Source organism: Fructilactobacillus sp. X2R6C1, from assembly GCF_059901295.1.
In genome coordinates this window covers 47,152-65,163 of sequence record NZ_JBWXUZ010000003.1, presented here as the reverse complement: position 1 = coordinate 65,163, position 18,012 = coordinate 47,152, and the positions used below count along the sequence as shown (strand labels likewise).

13 protein-coding genes are annotated in these 18,012 nt (G+C 40.9%); 3 read left to right on the top strand and 10 right to left on the bottom strand.

From position 1 onward, the window contains the following. Nucleotides 1-199 precede the first annotated feature (199 nt). From gltX to AC6UDF_RS04185, 3 genes are all read right to left on the bottom strand, one after another. Nucleotides 200-1,705: a glutamate--tRNA ligase gene (gltX, locus tag AC6UDF_RS04195; protein WP_500694087.1), complete on the bottom strand. Its 1,506-nt coding sequence runs from the start codon at nucleotides 1,703-1,705 to the stop codon at nucleotides 200-202. 150 nt (nucleotides 1,706-1,855) lie between these two features. Then, nucleotides 1,856-2,581: a GntR family transcriptional regulator gene (locus AC6UDF_RS04190; protein ID WP_500694088.1), complete on the bottom strand. Its 726-nt coding sequence runs from the start codon at nucleotides 2,579-2,581 to the stop codon at nucleotides 1,856-1,858. 113 nt (nucleotides 2,582-2,694) lie between these two features. Next, entirely contained in the window at nucleotides 2,695-4,299 is a 1,605-nt protein-coding gene (locus AC6UDF_RS04185; RefSeq protein WP_500694089.1) for an Nramp family divalent metal transporter, read from the bottom strand. Nucleotides 4,300-4,411: 112 nt separating this feature from the next. Between AC6UDF_RS04185 and AC6UDF_RS04180 the strand changes: the two genes are divergently transcribed. Next, nucleotides 4,412-4,912 (top strand): aminoacyl-tRNA deacylase, encoded by a 501-nt coding sequence (locus tag AC6UDF_RS04180; RefSeq protein ID WP_500723880.1) that lies wholly within the window; start codon nucleotides 4,412-4,414, stop codon nucleotides 4,910-4,912. Between the two features lie 34 nt (nucleotides 4,913-4,946). Here AC6UDF_RS04180 and AC6UDF_RS04175 read toward each other — a convergent pair whose 3' ends face one another. The 4 genes from AC6UDF_RS04175 to AC6UDF_RS04160 all read right to left on the bottom strand — a co-directional run bounded on the left by AC6UDF_RS04175 (nucleotide 4,947) and on the right by AC6UDF_RS04160 (nucleotide 9,416). Then, nucleotides 4,947-5,588 (bottom strand): HD domain-containing protein, encoded by a 642-nt coding sequence (locus AC6UDF_RS04175; RefSeq protein WP_500723878.1) that lies wholly within the window; start codon nucleotides 5,586-5,588, stop codon nucleotides 4,947-4,949. A 79-nt stretch (nucleotides 5,589-5,667) separates the two neighbouring features. Further along, the gene (locus tag AC6UDF_RS04170; RefSeq protein WP_500701275.1) at nucleotides 5,668-6,639 is read right to left on the bottom strand and encodes an AEC family transporter; all 972 of its coding nucleotides are present in this window, start codon (nucleotides 6,637-6,639) and stop codon (nucleotides 5,668-5,670) included. 133 nt (nucleotides 6,640-6,772) lie between these two features. After that, nucleotides 6,773-7,744 (bottom strand): AEC family transporter, encoded by a 972-nt coding sequence (locus AC6UDF_RS04165; protein ID WP_500695836.1) that lies wholly within the window; start codon nucleotides 7,742-7,744, stop codon nucleotides 6,773-6,775. Nucleotides 7,745-7,760: 16 nt separating this feature from the next. Beyond that, nucleotides 7,761-9,416, bottom strand: a complete 1,656-nt coding sequence (locus tag AC6UDF_RS04160) for a malolactic enzyme (RefSeq protein ID WP_500707415.1) — start codon at nucleotides 9,414-9,416, stop codon at nucleotides 7,761-7,763. Between the two features lie 119 nt (nucleotides 9,417-9,535). Here AC6UDF_RS04160 and AC6UDF_RS04155 point away from each other — a divergent pair, with 119 nt between their 5' ends. Next, complete coding sequence (locus AC6UDF_RS04155; protein WP_500707414.1) at nucleotides 9,536-10,426, top strand: LysR family transcriptional regulator; 891 nt, start codon at nucleotides 9,536-9,538, stop codon at nucleotides 10,424-10,426. Nucleotides 10,427-10,473: 47 nt separating this feature from the next. Here AC6UDF_RS04155 and adhE read toward each other — a convergent pair whose 3' ends face one another. From adhE to AC6UDF_RS04140, 3 genes are all read right to left on the bottom strand, one after another. After that, on the bottom strand, nucleotides 10,474-13,092 hold the full coding sequence (gene adhE / locus AC6UDF_RS04150) for a bifunctional acetaldehyde-CoA/alcohol dehydrogenase (RefSeq protein ID WP_500723875.1): 2,619 nt from the start codon (nucleotides 13,090-13,092) through the stop codon (nucleotides 10,474-10,476). A gap of 227 nt (nucleotides 13,093-13,319) precedes the next feature. Next, nucleotides 13,320-15,671, bottom strand: a complete 2,352-nt coding sequence (locus AC6UDF_RS04145) for an HAD-IC family P-type ATPase (protein WP_500694097.1) — start codon at nucleotides 15,669-15,671, stop codon at nucleotides 13,320-13,322. 160 nt (nucleotides 15,672-15,831) lie between these two features. Further along, nucleotides 15,832-16,254 (bottom strand): Hsp20/alpha crystallin family protein, encoded by a 423-nt coding sequence (locus AC6UDF_RS04140; RefSeq protein ID WP_500694098.1) that lies wholly within the window; start codon nucleotides 16,252-16,254, stop codon nucleotides 15,832-15,834. Nucleotides 16,255-16,589: 335 nt separating this feature from the next. On the opposite strand from AC6UDF_RS04140, the gene AC6UDF_RS04135 reads away from it, so the two are divergent. Next, nucleotides 16,590-17,969 (top strand): hemolysin family protein, encoded by a 1,380-nt coding sequence (locus AC6UDF_RS04135; RefSeq protein WP_500694099.1) that lies wholly within the window; start codon nucleotides 16,590-16,592, stop codon nucleotides 17,967-17,969. The last annotated feature ends 43 nt before the right edge of the window (nucleotides 17,970-18,012 follow it).

The following is an 18,012-nucleotide window of genomic DNA, read 5'->3' as shown; positions in this document are numbered from 1 at the left end:
TTCGAGCTGGATCTAATCTGTTTTTGAAAGCGCCAAACTTATTGGCTTACCTACAACAACTATGATAAAGACTTTTGGTGAAATGTCAACCATTTCGACAATTGATACGAACCAATTTTAAGCCCTTAAAAACCCTAATTTCAAGCAATTTTAAGCACTAAAAAAGTCTCCAATTTTTCAATTGGAGACTTAAAATATTTTATTCAATTCCACGAAGCGCTTTATTAATTAATGCACTGATAACTGACGGTGAAAATAGTCCCATAATCTGCGCAACTTGGGGAGCAGATGTGTCACCAGTAAAGATGACGTTTAGTGGGAAATAAAGCTGTTTACCTTTCATCCCCGTCTCTTTGCCAACCTCATTAACAATTGGACCATAATCAAGTCCTTTATTTTGACCATTTTCACTGGCCTCATGAATCTTGTCTTCTAAAGCATTGAATAACTTTTCCAAATCATCGTGTGAAAAGTCGCTAAGTTTTGAGTAATCAATGTTTTGACCCAAAATATTGTAATAGAAATCCATGTATTCCATGATTTCAGTCAACTTAAACACACTGTGTTTGTAAATATCAATCACCTGTTCAGCGTAATCGTGCAGGTTGGGAATGTCATCTTCTTGAATTTTCTTGGCAATGTCAGTCTGCCCTTCGTCAACGAGTTCGACCACTCGATCGGCAAGTTCACTTGATGGCATGCTCTTTACGTATTGCGAGTTAATCCAGTCTAATTTGTGTTGGTCAAAGAAAGCTGGCGATTTTGACATTCGCTTTGGATCATACGCCTTAATCAGTTCGTCCTTTGAAAAGATTTCCTTTTCACCAACCGGTGACCACCCAAGAAAGGCAATGAAGTTAAAGATTGCTTCACGTAAGTATCCCTCACGCTTATACTCACTGATGAACTGCAAAGTATCCTTGTCACGCTTACTTAATTTCTTACCGGTCTTCGGATTATAAATCAATGAGATGTGACCAAAGTTAGGGTGCTGCCATCCTAATGCATCATAAACGGCCATTTGCTTAGGGGTGTTAGCGATGTGATCGTCCCCCCTTAAAACATCAGTAATGTCCATTAAATGGTCATCGACCACCACAGCAAAGTTATAGGTTGGTAATCCATCACTCTTTTGAATGATAAAATCGCCACCTAAATTGTCAGAATTAAATTCAACCTTACCTCTCACAATGTCGTCCCATTCGTAGGTATGATCCTTTGGTAAATGTAAACGAATTGTGTAAGGTAATCCCTTATCTTCAGCGGCTTGAATATCAGCTTCAGAAGCACCATACCAACGTCCATCGTAATGTGGAGCCTCTTTATTTGCCCGTTGCTTTTCCCGCATCTCTTTTAGTTCGTCTTCAGTGGCAAAGTCCTTGTATGCCAGACCCTTGTCCATTAATTCACTGATGTATTTATCATACAAAGCTCTTCGCTCCGTTTGATGATAGGGAGCATACTTCGGATTAGGCTTATCAGGGCCTTCATCCCAGTCAATCCCTAACCAGCGTAAGTTGTCCATCTGGCTTTTTTCACCACTGTCAACGTTACGCTTTAAATCAGTATCTTCGATTCGAAGAACCATCGTTCCGCCGAAATGTTTTGCAAACAGATAATTAAATAAAGCAGACTGTGCATTTCCGATGTGTAAAAAACCAGTTGGGCTTGGTGCATATCTAACTCTAACGTTCTTTTTCGCCATCTTAATACTTCCTTTTTTGCCAGCATTGGCACTCTTTTAAATCTCTTCGTACATTCTTACATTACGTTAATTCCGAACCAATGTACGTGCTTACAACAATTCCATTATATCACTTTTAAACTAACTCAAAAAATTGAGTAAAAGTCGATTCTAGTTATTCAAATCAACAAACGTGTTGTAATTAAAGTACTTATAATGAATGCGCATGTTGGAAATTTCAAACGGGGTTCCATCGTCTAAAAAGAAAATCCCACCCATGACCACGACTGGTTCATCAGGCTTTAAGTTCAATAGTCTTTGATCATCAATCGTGGACGGTTGGGCTTCAATCGACATGTAGGATTTGGTTCCCGTCTTGTTTAGCTTTTCCTCTAAGTAGTTAAAAATCGAACCCTTAACCACTCGCTTACTCATCTTGGGCGCCACTTTAACCGGAATATAACCAGACTCGATAATAATAGGTGTCGAATCAACCGAGCGGAGCCGTTTAATCTCATACACTTCATCACCTTGATTTAGAAACAGATCTTCTAAAATCTCAGGGGTGGGGGCAACAACTTTAAATTCCAGTAAATCAATCTTTGGATCGTACCCCTCAACCTTCAGATTATTGGTAATTCCAAGGTTAGATCCCTCGTAACTAAAAATGGATTTATTCTTCAAATAAAGTGGATTAATAAAGGTCCCAGAGCCACGTTTCTTAAAAATAATTCCTTGTTCCGCTAGGATACCTAAAGCTTGCTTAACCGAGCTCCGACTGACGTGGTACTTTGAACTTAAAGTCCGTTCATCCGGTAAACGATTATTATTGAAATAGTTGGAATCAATCTTCTTTTTTAAATCATCCATTACCCGTTTATAAACTAGATCAGCCATTCAATACTCCTTATTAGACGTTTCTTACCCATTATTTTAACATATTAAAAATAATAAATTTTGGCTAAAAAAATAGAGCTCCGATCAAATCGAAGTTCTATTTTTCTAATTAATTATTCGTACTGATCGACTTCTTTTTTCGCGTTCTTATGTTCCTCCATGAATCGTTTATTACTCTTGTACAAGTCCCAAACGACCCAAGTCAAGAGGGCCAGAACTAAAACAATCAAGATGTAGGCAATCCAGTTCCCCATATCGGTTTGAGCTGGAGTTGGATTATCACCAAAGAAGCTGACAATCTGACTTGGCAAACCATACAGATTCAAGAAAGTCAAAGCAATCACAGATACCCAACCAGCAATTTTAACCCAAAGGGCATTAACGAACCGTTTTCCACGCATTTCAAATTTACTATCGGTAAAAATCAGAAGCGGCAACATGGAGAATGGTAAAGCAAACGCCAAGAAGACCTGTGAGTTGTTCATCAGAGTATTAAGCGCTTCATGCTCTTCAATGGCTGGTTTTCCACTACTCAAAAGTACACAAATAACAACTGGGATGATTGAAATGACACGGGTTACCAAACGACGAGCCCACAAAGGCATTCTCATATGGATGAAACCTTCCATAACAACCTGACCAGTCAAAGTACCAGTGATAGTGGAGTTTTGACCAGAAGCAAGCAAAGCCACGGCAAACAGGATTGAAAGAACTCCGGTTTTAGCAACACTTGCTAGTAATGGGTTGGTCATAAAATCAGGATTCTTTAAGGCAGCAAACAAACCAAAGAATGATGGGTCTTTAACGGCACCAGACTTGAAGACCGCAACCCCCATAATCAATAACAATGCGTTAACAAAGAACGCCATTGTTAATTGGATGTTGGAATCCCAAGCTGAAAATTTAACTGAGCGTGCCACTGAATCCTCGTCGTTATTATCAGTCTTACGGGTTTGCGAAATGGCAGAATGTAAGTATAGATTATGCGGCATAACGGTGGCTCCGATGATACCTAAGGCACCACTTAACGGAGTTTGACCACCTACAAATGGATGGGTTTGAACGGTTTTGATGTTTGGAACTAAGTTTAAGAAAACCTTTGACCACTGTGGGTTTGAAAGAGTTACTTCATAGGCAAATACCAAGAAGATGACACAAATCAAACAAACAACAATGGCTTCAATCTTTCTAAATCCAATACTTGTAAGTAGTAACAGTACCAAAACATCAAGAACCGTAATTAAAACGGCAATCAACAATGGAATATGGAATAGCAAGTACAACGCAATCGCTGCCCCGATAACTTCCGCGATATCGGTCGCCATAATTGCTAACTCAGTTGTTATCCAAAGGATAACCCCTAATGTCTTACTACTTCTTGCACGAATCGCCTGCGCTAAATCCATTTGTGTCACGATACCAAGTTTAGCCGCCATGTATTGAAGTAACATCGCGATCAAACTTGAAATCAAGATAATTGACATCAGCAAGTATCCAAAGTTCTGACCACCGGTAATTGAAGTTGACCAATTTCCGGGATCCATGTACCCCACCGCAACTAACGCTCCTGGTCCTGAATACATGAATAATGTTTTCCAAAATCCTAATCCTTCAGGGACATCAACGCTTCCGTTAATTTCTTGGAGGGATTTACCATTCGCATACTCAATTAGGGCATGCTTTTTCTTTGGTGCTTTTTTTTCATCTTTCTCACTCATTTTCCTTTGCATCTCCTTCCACGTTGATTCTACATAAATAAGAATTAAAAGTAAATGAAATTTTTACTTATATTTTATTAATATGATAAAATACCTCCGAGAGGTGAGCCATTTGTCCAAGAAAAAAAAGAATCAAGTCCACAAAACCTTAGTCGAACAAATCCTTAAAAAACACAATATTCCTTTTCAACAGATGATTTTTGCCACCCATCAAGAGGGAGACGTTCAACAAATCACCACTAACGAAGCTGACGTTGATCAACATTTAATCTACAAAACGTTAGCGCTGACTGGAAAAACAACTGGTCCCGTCATTGGAGTGGTTCCTTTAGATGAACGCTTAAGTTACAAAAAGTTAGCCAAAGCTTCTGGCAACAAAAAAGTGGGCATGGTTCCCCTAAAAGACTTAGTTAATACGACCGGATATGAGCACGGTGCAAATACCCCCATCGGAATTTATGAACAAAAGGGTTATCCCATCTATATCGATGAAGAAGCCCAAAAACAGGGTGACATCATTGTGTCATCCGGTCAGATTGGTCGTTCTGTTAAAGTAAATGCTGAAGACGTCAAACAATTAGTCAACGGAACCTTTGCTGATATTACCGAATAAACTAAAAACGTCGATCGTTCGGATCGGCGTTTTTTTATCCATCCCACTCGTTTTTGAATTCAGCAACAAATTCACGCATGTACTGGGTTCTCTTCTTTCCAATTTGTTTAGCAGCATCGGTATTTAAATCGGAAGCAATCTTAAACAACTTTTCGTAAAAATGATTAATGGTAGTATCGTCAGTTGCGTTGCGATAATCTGCTTTAGTAGTTAAAGTCCGTGGCTTAATCATCGGATCATAAATGGTCCGATGATGTGCCCCGCCATACTGAAAGGCCCGCGCAATTCCAATCGCACCCAGAGCATCTAATCGATCAGCATCTTGAACGATTTGACCCTCTTTTGATAACGGTTGTTTGTGTTCAATGTTGTCACTAAAAGACATGTGGTTGATGATGTCCATCACCTGCAAAATCTCATCAGGACTAAAGCCAAATTCTGCTAACCGCTCTTTGACTTCCTCCCTTTTAGCGTCCGGATCATCCACCAATTTATCGTCAAAAACGTCGTGTAAATAAGCAGCTGAAAGGGCAATCTCACCGTTAGCTGGTTCGGTCCCCATCAATTGTAAGACCATGTTTGCGACCCGTTGGATGTGGTCAAATCCGTGTCCACTCTTATCCTTACTCATGTTCTCTTTGGCGTATTCTTTTACCCTTGCAATTTTATCGTTCAAGTCTCTCACTCCTACTAAAATAATTTCCCACATTATAAATATATAACTAAAAAAGAAGCCATCCAATAGCTTCTTTTACTTACATAATAAAATTAATAATTTCCATCAGGATCGGAACCACGATAACAAACAACACGGTGCTGGTTACCACTAAATTAGTGGCGTAGTCCACGTCCCCGTGGGATTGACTAACTAAAATCGGCAAAACCGCTAGTTCGGGTGTTGCCGACTGAATTACCAACGTCCCAAACTCTGGAAGGGCCATGTTCACGCCAAAATGCATAAACGCTAAGAGGGTTCCAATCATGATTGCTGGCGCAACCACAAATCTTCCTACCAGTCCGGCAATGGTATCCTTATCAAAATGAATTGAAGATAAGCCGGCATCGGCTAAAATGATTCCAATGTAGATCAATGCTAACGGTGTCACTAATCCACCAATCATGTTGCAGGTCTTATCAATCCAAGCTGGCAATTTGACGTTCACGATCAAAATCCACGCCAAACCTAAGATAAATCCAACCAGTGGCGGCGGTAAAATCTGTTTGAGGGTAACCTTCTTTTTCTTTTTTCCCCTTTGTTTCGTTGGGTCATCTCCTGAAATGAAGAAGATTCCGATCGCCCAGGTTGAGACGGTGTTCATCACATAGTAGACCAAGAAATACGTCATCCCGGCGTTTCCAAACAACGCAATATTTAAGGGTAATCCCATAAAAATCGTGTTGGCGTTGACCGACATGTTGATAAAGGCCCCTCTTCGACCCCTTCTGATCCTTAAAACAAAAACCAATGCGATTGCGATTACATAACCCAGAGTAAAACTAATCAACGTGTATAGTAGTCCGCCAACTAGTCCAACTAATTTTCCCCGATTCAAATTATCCAAAACGGAAATAAAAATCGAAACTGGTAAGGCAATGTTCATAATTAAGAACGAAACATTTCCCTTAAAACCATCCGTCATTTTGTTGGAACGACGAAGAAAATACCCTAAAGCAATAATAATAACAATCTCAGCGACACTCTCTAGTGAGGCAATAAATGCGGTCACTGTTTAATCCCTCCAATTAATTAATAAATGAAATTGTGCATACTTCTACGTTACCACTTTCAAACCGGGACCGTGGCATAGCACACAAAAAAGAAGCCAGATTGAACGTCTGACTTCTTTATTAATTACTTATTTATACAATGAAGTTGATAATGGCCATCAAGATTGGAACCACGATCACGAACAGAATCGTGCTGGTTACGACCAAGTTAGTAGCGTAATCAACGTCACCGTGGGACTGACTAACCAGAATTGGAAGCACAGCCAAACCAGGGGTGGCAGATTGAATTACTAAGGTGCCAAATTCGATGTTTGGAATCCCAGCGCCGGTGTGCATGAAGACCAGTAAGGTTCCGATCATAATTGCCGGAGCAATCACGAAACGAGCAAGTAGTGCGGCAATGGAGTCCTTATCAAAGTGAATTGATGAAAGACCGGCATCGGCCAAAATAATCCCAATGTAGATTAAGGATAATGGTGTTACAAGACCACCAATCATGTTACAGGTCTTGTCGATCCACATTGGCAACTTAACGTTAACAATCAGAATCCAAACTAACGCAACCAAGAAACCAATCAGTGGAGCTGGAAGCAACTTCTTCCAGTTAAAGTTCCCCTTGCTTTCACCCTTCTTCTTGGTGGGATCGTCTCCTGAGATGAAGAAGATTCCGATGGCCCAAGTTGAGATGGTGTTCATTACATAGTAAATCAGGAAGTAAGTCATCCCAGAAGTTCCAAACAGTGCCAAGTTCAACGGTAGCCCAATAAAGATGGTGTTGGCGTTCACCGCCATGTTAATGAAAGTTCCCCTACGACCCTTTCTAATTTTTAGGATGTAGACTAGGGCAATGGCGACAACGTAACCTAACGCAAAACTAATTACGGTGTATAACAGTCCGCCTGCCAGCCCGACTAACTTTCCACGGGTCAAATTATCTAATACTGATACGAAGATTGAAATGGGCAAAGCCACATTCATGATTAAGAATGAGATGTTTCCCTTGAAACTGTCGGCGAATTTTCCAGACTTTCTCAAGAAATATCCAAGTGCAATGACAATGACAATCTCAGCAACACTTTCTAGTGAAGTAATAAACGCTGCCAATGTAACATTCCTCCAATTATTTGTTTAAATTAGTTAAATCTGGGTATTCGGGATACCATTTTTCATCATCAACGGCCGACTTAACGTCCGTAATCTTTTCGCGCGTAATCCCTTGATCAACTGCGCTCTGAGCAACAGCAATCGCAACGGTCTCAGAGAATTCGGTTAACTGGTCAACTGGTGGCAAAATGGCAGCCCCAGGAACCGTTGAATCCACAATTCCACCAAGGGAATGAGCAGCAGCACTAATCATGTCGTCGTTAAGTTTAGTGGCGGTGGCAGCAATGGCACCTAACCCAATTCCTGGGTAGACTAAGGCGTTGTTAGCCTGCCCAATCTCATACTTAACTCCGTTGTATTCAACGGGTGCACTTGGAACACCGGTAGCGACTAAGGCACGACCATCAGTCCATTTGATCAAATCGGAAGCAGTTGCTTCAGCCAACTTAGTTGGGTTTGAGATTGGCATGATGATTGGACGGTCAGTATGAGCGGCCATTTCCTTAATAACGTCTTCAGTGAAGGCGCCGTGTTGAGTAGAAGTTCCAACCATGATTGATGGATGAACAGCCTTCACAATTGAGAGTAAGTCGGTCAGGTTTTCTGAGTCAGAGAATTCAGAACGACTTCTCGCAAACTCTTTTTGTCCAGGAGTTAGGTCGGACATGTCGTCAAACAAGAGGCCTTGCTTATCAACCATGTAGAAATGCTTCTTAGCTTCTTCCTCGGATAAGCCAGCTTGCACCATCTCTTCACAAACCCGTTCGGCAATTCCGACGCCGGCAGTTCCGGCACCAAAGCACAGGTACTTCTGATCGGTCATCTTTTCACCAGAAATCTTAAGGCCACCTAAGACACCAGCAAGGACGATAATTCCAGTTCCCTGGATGTCATCGTTAAAGACCAAGTAGTCATCCTTGTACTTATCAAGGATGTTTGAAGCGTTGGCACGCCCAAAGTCTTCAAAGTGCAAGTATAAATTAGGAAATAAGTCTTCTGCTTCTTTTACAAACTTGTCAACGAAGTCGTAGTACTTTTGACCGTAGTCGCGGTCCTGATGATTACCAAGGTAGAGTGGATTGTCGAGTAAACTCTTGTTAGTAGTTCCAACGTCTAAGACCACTGGTAGGACTTCAGATGGGTCAATGCCAGCAGCGGCACTGTAAACCATTAATTTACCAACTGGGATGTCAATTCCTTGAGTTCCCCAGTCACCAATTCCAAGGATTCCTTCGCCATCGGTTACAACGATCAACTTGATATTGCGTCCGGAAGCAGTGTTCTTCAAACTTTCACGGATCGTTTCAGGGTCATCGTGATTGATTGATAAAAACGCCGCGTTTTGTGGGTTAACGTACAGTCTGGAGTAATTTTCAATTGAGTCAGCAATCGTTGGATCGTAAACGACTGGCATGAATTCAGTGACATGTTTAGCGAAGGTAGCATAGAATAGAACCCGATTTTCGTTGAAAATACTCATCAAGTAGATGCGTTTTTCAAGGTCACTACCCTTGTGTTGGTATTCGTCATAAACGTTTTCAACCTGTTCGCCCAAAGTTTGAACGTTCGGTGGAAGCATCCCCACCAGTCCTAATGTCTTTCGTTCATCATCAGTAAATGCAGTCCCTTTATTGATAAAGGGATTGTTCAATATTTCTTCACCTTTAGCCATATTTTAAGACTCCTTTTTGTAGTAAAATAGTCTGTAATTGATTCTTTTAAATACTAATTCACTATCAAAAAGATAGTCAAACACAATTTATTCATAAATTTAATTTATATGAGGTCATCATGAAGCTAAAAGATTTAATGTACTTCAACAAGTTAACCGAGCTTAAAAATTACACCGACGTTTCTAAGTATTATCACGTTAAACAGCCGACGATTACCATGGCCATTAAGCGTTTAGAGGATAACTTCAACGTCGAATTAATTAATCGAAATCAGGCCCACCACCAAATTAAACTCACTAAGGCCGGCGCCGACCTTGAAAAACACGTCCAGGTAATTATGAAGGAAGTAGACAAAATTAACAACGAAATGGGCAGCATCAGTGACCATGTCATTCGCTTTGGTCTTCCACCAATCATTGGCAACTATTATTTTCCCAAGCTGGCGTCTAAACTATTTTCACTTGGGATCCTAAATGATCTTGATAACTCAGAGAGTGGTTCCAAAAAGCTTTTAGGGGAATTAAAAGACGGTCGAATCGACTTAGCACTTTTAGGATCATCCAAACCGCTTGAAAGTAGTGAGATTGACGCAACGGTTTTAACCAAAGACCACTTCATGCTGGTCGTGAATCGACAGTCACCACTGGCAGACGCTCACTCCGTTAAATTTGCTGACCTCAAAAACGAAGAGTTTGTGGGCCTCTCCAGTGACTTCGTTCACACTCAGGTTTTTTCGGATCTGTCTAAGCTTCACGCCATTCACCCCAAAATTAAGTATCGTACGTCTGACATTGAGCTAGCCAAACAATTAGTCTCTGAAGACGTGGGGATCACCTTTTTGGTTAGTAAGGCCATTAAACCTTCCGACAACCTTGTCCCCATCCCAATTGACGATGAAGATTTACCCCCGTTTTATGTTTCGGTGGCCTTTCGTAAAAGTCACGTTCTTTCACCCGAAGAGCAAGAATTAATCAACGTTTTAACCAAATCAATTGCACAAAAAAAGTAGGAATTCCGTTTGGAATTCCTACTTTTTAGTTCTTAATAACTTAGAAACTAAACTTCTTTATCAGTTTGCGTTTCAACCCCAACACCTTCGTATTCGTCAAGAATCATCTTCTTGAGATCTGCGATCAGTGGTTCTTTCGGGTTAGCAGTTGTACATTGATCAGCATATGCCAGTTCGGCAAGATGATCGGCAGCTGCTTCTAACTCTTGTTTGCTTACACCCTGTGACTTCAGATCAAGTTCAACTCCAACCGAGTGAGCTAATTCGATGAAGCGGTGAACCAAGGCTTCCTTCAATTCTTCATTGGAGTTTCCAGGAAGACCAAGGTAGCGAGCGATGTTAGCGTAATCGTCGTCGGCTCTAAATGATTCGTACTTAGGCCATGTGGCAATCTTCTTTGGTTTCTTGAAGTTATATCTGATAACGTGTGGCAAAGTAATGGCAATGGCAAGCCCGTGGGTGATCCCGAATTGTCCACCAATCTTATGAGCAATTGAGTGGGTAATTCCAAGGAAAGCGTTCGCAAATGCCATTCCGGCGATCGTTGAGGCAGTATGCATCTTGTCTCGAGCTTCCATGTTACCGTTGTACGAGTCAGTCAGGTTATCAAAAATCATCTTGATGGCCTGAAGTGACATTGGACGAGTGTAATCTGAAGCCATGGTTGAGACGTATGACTCAATCGCGTGAGTTAAGGCATCAAGTCCTGAGGCAGCAATGGTGCCCTTTGGTACCGTCTTAACAAACTGTGGATCAACAATGGCAACGTCAGGTGTCAAAGCGTAGTCAGCTAATGGATACTTAACGTGAAGCTTTGAATCAGTAATAACTGAGAATGGCGTTACTTCTGAACCAGTTCCAGAAGTACTTGGAATGGCAACCATTTGTGATTTTTCTGGTTTGTTGTATCTGTAAGCACGTTTTCTGATATCCAAGAACTTCTGTTTTGCACCAAAGAAGTCAGTCTCAGGGTTTTCGTAAATCAACCACATCATCTTAGCGGCATCAAGTGGTGATCCTCCACCAAGGGCGATGATGGTATCTGGCTTAAAGGCGTTCATTTGGGTAACCCCAGCGTTAACCATGTCAGTTGTTGGTTCACCATGAATGTCATCGAAGATGTAGTACTGAACGTCATCTTCTCTTCGGTTCAATTCATCTAAGACTTTGTCAACGTAGTGATACTTAACCATGGAAGGACTAGTAACAATAAAGGCCTTTTTAATACCAGGCATGTCGTGGAGGTAGCGAACTGAGTTCTTTTCGAAGTAGATTCGAGGTAGTTTAATCCATTGCATATTATTTCTTCTCTTTGCGATAGTTTTAATGTTCAACAAGTCATAATCAGTAACGTTATGGGAGATTGAGTTTTTACCCCATGATCCAGTTCCAAGCGTAAGTGATGGAGTCATGTTGTTGTACAAGTTACCAACTCCAGCAAGACCAGATGGTGAGTTAACGATCACTCTCGAAGCCTTAACGGCTACCCCAAAGTCAACGGCCAATTGATCATCTGAGGTTTGAATTGCTGCGGTATGGCCTAATCCACCGTAGTTTAGAAGCTCAGCACAAATTCTGAAAGCATCATTGTGGTCTTTTGACTTGTAGACCGAAAGAACTGGTGATAATTTTTCCCCTGACATTGGGTACTTAGGACCAATTCCAGTCATCTCAACGGCAAGCACTTGAGTGTCTTCTGGGATCTTGATCTTAGCCATGTCAGCAATTTGTTGCGCAGTGGCACCAGCAATTGGACCCTTAACACTAAGACGCTTGCTGTCAAACATGGCGTCAGTTAATTTTTGTTTTTCTTTTTCTGGAACAAAGTAAACCCGGTTTAATTCGAGCTGTTCCTTTACATCCTTGTAAATGTCAGCATCGATTACGGCACTGTTTTCAGTGGCACAGATCATCCCGTTATCAAAGGTCTTTGATAAAACGATATCGTTAACGGCACGTGGGATGTTGGCGGTTTTTTCAACGTAAACGGGACCATTACCAGGACCAACTCCTAAAGCTGGTTTCCCAGCGGAGTATGCGGCCTTAACCAATCCAGGACCACCAGTTGCAAGAGTAATGTCAACGCCAGGGTTCTGAATCAAAGCGTTCGTAGCTTCTCGACTAGGCTTTTCAATCCATTGAATGGCGTCCTTAGGTGCACCAGCTTTCACCGCAGCATCACGCACGATTCGAGCAGCTTCAATTGACGATTGAAGGGCTTGAGGGTGCAAACTAAAGATGATGGCGTTTCTAGTCTTCATTGAAATAATTGCCTTGAATAAAGTAGTTGAGGTTGGGTTAGTAACTGGAGTGATTCCAGCAATAACACCAAGTGGTTCAGCAACTTTAATCAGGTCATTTTCAGAGTCTTCTGAGATGATCCCAACGGTTTTATCATTACGAATATCGTGCCAAATTTCTTCGGTGGCAAACAAGTTCTTAATGGCCTTGTCTTCTTCAACACCACGTCCGGTTTCTTCATAAGCCATTTTAGCTAATTTTTGGTGGGCGTTAACCCCAGCAAGTACCATGGCGTGGGTAATCTTATCAACCTTATCCTGGTCGAAATTACTCATCTCATCTACGGCAATGCGTGCTTTTTGAACTTTGGCATCAATATTCTTATCGATCTCTTCAACATTGGGTTGTTGCTTTGCATCTGTCATACTTCCAGCCTCCAATATTTTCTTGTTATTTTCTTCACAACTAATATCATATCATCATCTTTTTCAAAAAGCAATGGTTCATTGTTATTTTTATCACTTATTATTCTGACGGTTATTAAACTCTTAAAAAATAATTAATTAATTTGACGAATACTATTGTTAAATAATGCACTAACTGTTAATTAAAAAGACAAATAACGCCCTCATGACGCTATCTGTCTAAATCCTTATTTGTTAAAAAGTTTATGTCTAACTAATCTGACACACTTTTGCACCCCAACAAATGTAAAATCAGTTGTAAGAGCTAATAATAATCCAATTCCTCCGACTGACCACGTAAAGATCGTGACCAACGAGAAAATTTTACCAAGAAAGATGAACACCGACAAAAAGAGTGTGATACTCAAAACGACGATGGTTAGTTTGTAGCGGTTAAATGGTCGACAAACCATTGTCAAAGCCAACCAACAGATGACACCAGTAATCAAAACACTCAGTGATGAAGTAATTGAGGTGAATAGTCCAAAAATATCGCCAATCACACCAATCACTAAAATGTAGAAAACGACACTTAGTGCGGCTGGAAGTGAAATTTCATAAATGTTAGAAGCAAAGCGGTCCTTTAAAGCTCGATAATTCGGTTCAAGCGCCAAGAGAAACGATGGGATTCCGACCATTAAGTCATTAATCGGAGTGAGTTGAATTGGTTGAAACGGATAGTTTCTGGCAAAAAACAGAAAGAGCACGCTGAGCATGACCGAGAACATGGTCTTAATCAGGTACAGGCAGGCGATGCTATCAATGTTGTTAATAACCCTCCGACCTTCGTTTAACACTTTAATGAGGGCGTCGAAGTTGGAATCAATAATCACAAAATCGGCAATACTCTTGACACTCTCAGATCCTGATGCCATTGCGATTCCACAGTCTGACTGCTTTAAGGCCAGTAAGTCGTTGACCCCATCACCAGTCATGGCAACCGTCCGACCGTTTTCTTGTAGCGCCTTAATTAGCCGTTGTTTCTGGTCGGGTTTGACCCGTCCAAACACCAAGTACTGCTTGACCAAATCACGGTAGTCGGCGTCGTCTTCAATCGTCGTCATGTCAATGTAATCGTAGGCATTGTGAATGCCGACCCGATTGGCAATGCTTGAAACGGTGACCGGATCATCGCCAGAAATGACCTTTAAGTCGACCCCCTGGTTATAGAAGAACTGCAGGGTTTCAGAAGCGTTTGGTCGAATGACATCCGTAATCAAGATTAAAGCAATCAGTTCACTACCCGCGATACTATCCTCGTTTAGTTGGTCCACCTTGGCGAGCGCAATGACCCGAAAACCCTGTTCGGCGTAATGTTTAACTTCTTGTTGTTGCTTGTCAGTTAGATCCAAAATGAACTGAGGTGCTCCGAAGACGTATTTGCCTTTGTCGTCTAACTCAGCCCCACTCCACTTTCTCGCTGAAGAGAACGGCACGATCATACTAGCAGCGTATGGGTGCTGCTTGAACTCATTTTTAAGCGCTGAAGCGGTCTCGTTATTGTCATCAATTTCATGGACCAAAGAGCCCATGATTTCAGCAATTTGTTGATCAGTGTAATTAGGGGCTTCTTTCACCATCTGTTTAAATTTCAATTCGCCACTGGTAATCGTCCCGGTTTTATCCAGGCAGATCGTGTTCACCCGTGCCAGAGTTTCAATGGAAGAAAGGTCTCTGACTAAGACCCGTTTTTTGGCCAGGTGATAGGCAGAAATTGCGAGGGTCACTGACGTCAAAAGAACCAATCCTTCAGGAATCATCCCAATCATGGCCGCCACGGTTCCCAGAATGGCATTATTAACGCTCACTCCGTGCATCAAACGGGAAACAAAAAGTGCTACTCCAAGTGGAATGATAATAAACGTCAGAATTTTGATGATTTTTTTAATCAGTGAGATTAAGACACTGTTCTTACTCTTGTCGGTCTTAGCCTGGTTTGTAATCGTGTTAACAAAGGTCTTATCGCCAACTTTAGTTGCAAGCATGAATGCTTTTCCACTAACCAGAAAACTACCAGACGTCAGTTCATCGCCAGTGGTTTTCTCAATTGGATTGGATTCACCGGTGATTTGAGACTCATCCACCTCAATCCCCTTGGTTTGTTTTACGACTCCGTCAACCGGTACCTGGTCCCCACGATCCAGTTCAACGATGTCTCCTAAAACAATCTGGTCCGGTTGAATAAGTTCAATTTTTCCGTTCCGTCTAACTTTGATCTTGCTCTGAGACAACAACGCCATTTTGTCAACCTGGCGCTTAGAACGAATCTCCTGAAAGATTCCGATGGTAGTGTTCGCTATGGCAATCACCAAGAACAACATGTTGATATAGCTACCGGTATAGAATACTAGCGCACCAAGAACTACGTTGATTACGTTAAACAGCGTAAAGATGTTTTCCACCAAGATCTGTTTCACAGACTTCGTTAGTGGTTTAGGCGCCGTATTCTTATAACCGTCTGCCACCTGTTGTTTAACTTCCGTACTCGTTAGTCCCTCACTTGAATTCACGTTATTAATATCGATCTGGTCACTTGCCACAGTTACACCTCCTTATGTAATTAATTCATTTCTAATTAATATTGTATAAGAAGGAATTAAATTTTGCACCACTAATGAAAGAAAAGCGCAAAGCTTTAAAAATAGTTAAAAAAAGAGATGGTCCAACCGGATCATCTCTTAACACTTATTCTAAATTAAATTAGTCGATTTCAACGTGATGGTTTTGGGTTTCATCATCTTGTGATTTTGGTAAAGTAATGGTTAAAACACCGCCATCGTAATCAGCTGAAATCTTGGTCTCATCAACATCAGGGATGTAAAACGAACGGTTAACGTCACTTGATGAACGTTCTCTACTTAAGATCCGACCATTGTCACCCTTGTTTTCCTTGTCAATGTCATGAACAGCATGAATTGATAGGGTATCATTATCATAACTGATGTCAATATCATTTTTTCTAAAGCCAGGTAATTCTGCCTTTACGACGTAGTCATCGCCTTGGTCTAAAACATCAGTTTTCATTCTGTTGCTTCCAGCAACTGAGTTTAATAAACTCTTGCCAAAGTCGCCAAAAAAGTCATCCATTGGATCATAACTAGCTTTTCTTAAATCGTTTGCCATAACTAAAACCCCTTTTTATTATTTTATTTGCTAATCTCTTAGCACCGTCTATACTAGGATGGATCGTCCCTTTCACACAAGAAATTAGCTCATAATTGGGGTAAAAAGTGCTACTTACAAAATAACTTTCGTATTAACCGTTAATTTTTCTTAGAAACCGTAAAATCAAACATTTTTCGTAACATAATAAGGAATTTATTTTAATAAATTGCTTCCATTCAAGCGGCTTTATGATAAAATCAATTAATTATGCCACTCATCTTAAATACTTAAAAAAATGGATAAGTACGTTATAATATATTTATTGTTTAAAATTTTGAAATGAGGAATGAAATTTGAATACCGGTCAGATAATACTTGATCTAATAATTATTTTAATAACGTTCTTCTTTGCTGCATTCTTTGTCGCGTGTGAGTTCTCACTGGTCCAATCAAGGCCAAGTGCCCTCCAAGAAAAACTGGATGATGAAGATATCAGTGACAAAAAGAAGAAAAAAGTTAATCGTGAAATGAAAATGGTAACCAACCTTAATGAGTATCTTTCGACAACCCAAGTAGGTGTTTCACTTGCGGGAATCATTCTTGGTTGGATTGGTGAATCATTCGTGATTGAAATCCTGGTTTCCATCATGGAATTAAAGGATTTCAGTGTTAATCCTGCTACCGCTCACAGTGTTGGTGCGATTGTTGGGGTACTTTTACTTACCTATTTAGAAGTGGTCTTTACCGAAATTGTGCCTAAAAATATTAGTATTGACATGCCACTGAAGGTTTTGAGCGTGATTGCTGGTCCGCTTCACTTCTTTCACATTTTATTCTATCCATTTGTGTGGTTACTAAATGTGTCAGCAACTGGCGTAGTTAAGTTACTGGGAATCCCCGTGGCAAACGAAAACGACGAGGCCTTCTCACAATCAGAAATTTTGAGTCTTTCAAAGGATGCCGTTAAAAATGGTGATCTAGAGCGAAACGACTACTTGTACATGCAGCGTTCGTTTGAATTAAACGACAAAGTGGCCAGGGACATCATGATTGACCGGACCCAATTGGTAACGATCGACATCAACGATACGGTCCAAGACGCCATCAACGTTTACATTCAAAAGAAATTCAGTCGAATTCCCGTTGTCAAAGACAACGATAAGGATAACATCCTTGGCTATGTCTACAGTTACGATTTGGTCAGACAATCGCAGGTCGATTCAAACGTTAAGGTCGGAAAGTTAATCCGAAAGATTAGTACCACCCCCGAAACCACTCCCATTACGATGGTGCTTCAACAAATGATTAAGATGCACCAACCGATTGTCGTGGTCATCGACGAATACGGTGGAACTTCGGGATTAATTACCGATAAAGATATTTACGAAGAGTTGTTTGGAACCGTTCGAGACGAGATTGACCCACAGGTTAATGAGTACATCTTTAAACAGCCCAATGGCACCTTCCAGGTGAACGGAAAATTAAACACGTATGACTTTGAAAAGTACTTCGACGTTGAGATGCCTGCTTTTGACGACTCTGACATCGTTACGATTGCTGGTTTCATCATCGAACAGAACCCTCACATTAAAGTGGGTGACGTTGTTACAATTGACGGCTTTCAGTTTAAAGTTCTTGACTACAAGAACTCGTTCATTAACTGGCTAGAGGTCAACAAACTGGAACCAACTGATGATGAATCAGACGCAGATGACGACCAAAAAGACAAATAACTAATATCAATAAAGCCGAGGCTGTCCCTCGGCTTTACTAATA

Excerpts from the sequence above, each read along its gene's own strand:
- AC6UDF_RS04190 (WP_500694088.1), bottom strand. The coding sequence starts at position 2,581 with ATGGCTGATCTAGTTTATAAACGGGTAATGGATGATTTAAAAAAGAAG.
- AC6UDF_RS04160 (WP_500707415.1), bottom strand. The coding sequence starts at position 9,416 with ATGGCTAAAGGTGAAGAAATATTGAACAATCCCTTTATCAATAAAGGG.
- adhE (WP_500723875.1), bottom strand. The coding sequence starts at position 13,092 with ATGACAGATGCAAAGCAACAACCCAATGTTGAAGAGATCGATAAGAAT.
- AC6UDF_RS04155 (WP_500707414.1), top strand. The coding sequence starts at position 9,536 with ATGAAGCTAAAAGATTTAATGTACTTCAACAAGTTAACCGAGCTTAAA.
- AC6UDF_RS04140 (WP_500694098.1), bottom strand. The coding sequence starts at position 16,254 with ATGGCAAACGATTTAAGAAAAGCTAGTTATGATCCAATGGATGACTTT.
- gltX (WP_500694087.1), bottom strand. The coding sequence starts at position 1,705 with ATGGCGAAAAAGAACGTTAGAGTTAGATATGCACCAAGCCCAACTGGT.
- AC6UDF_RS04185 (WP_500694089.1), bottom strand. The coding sequence starts at position 4,299 with ATGAGTGAGAAAGATGAAAAAAAAGCACCAAAGAAAAAGCATGCCCTA.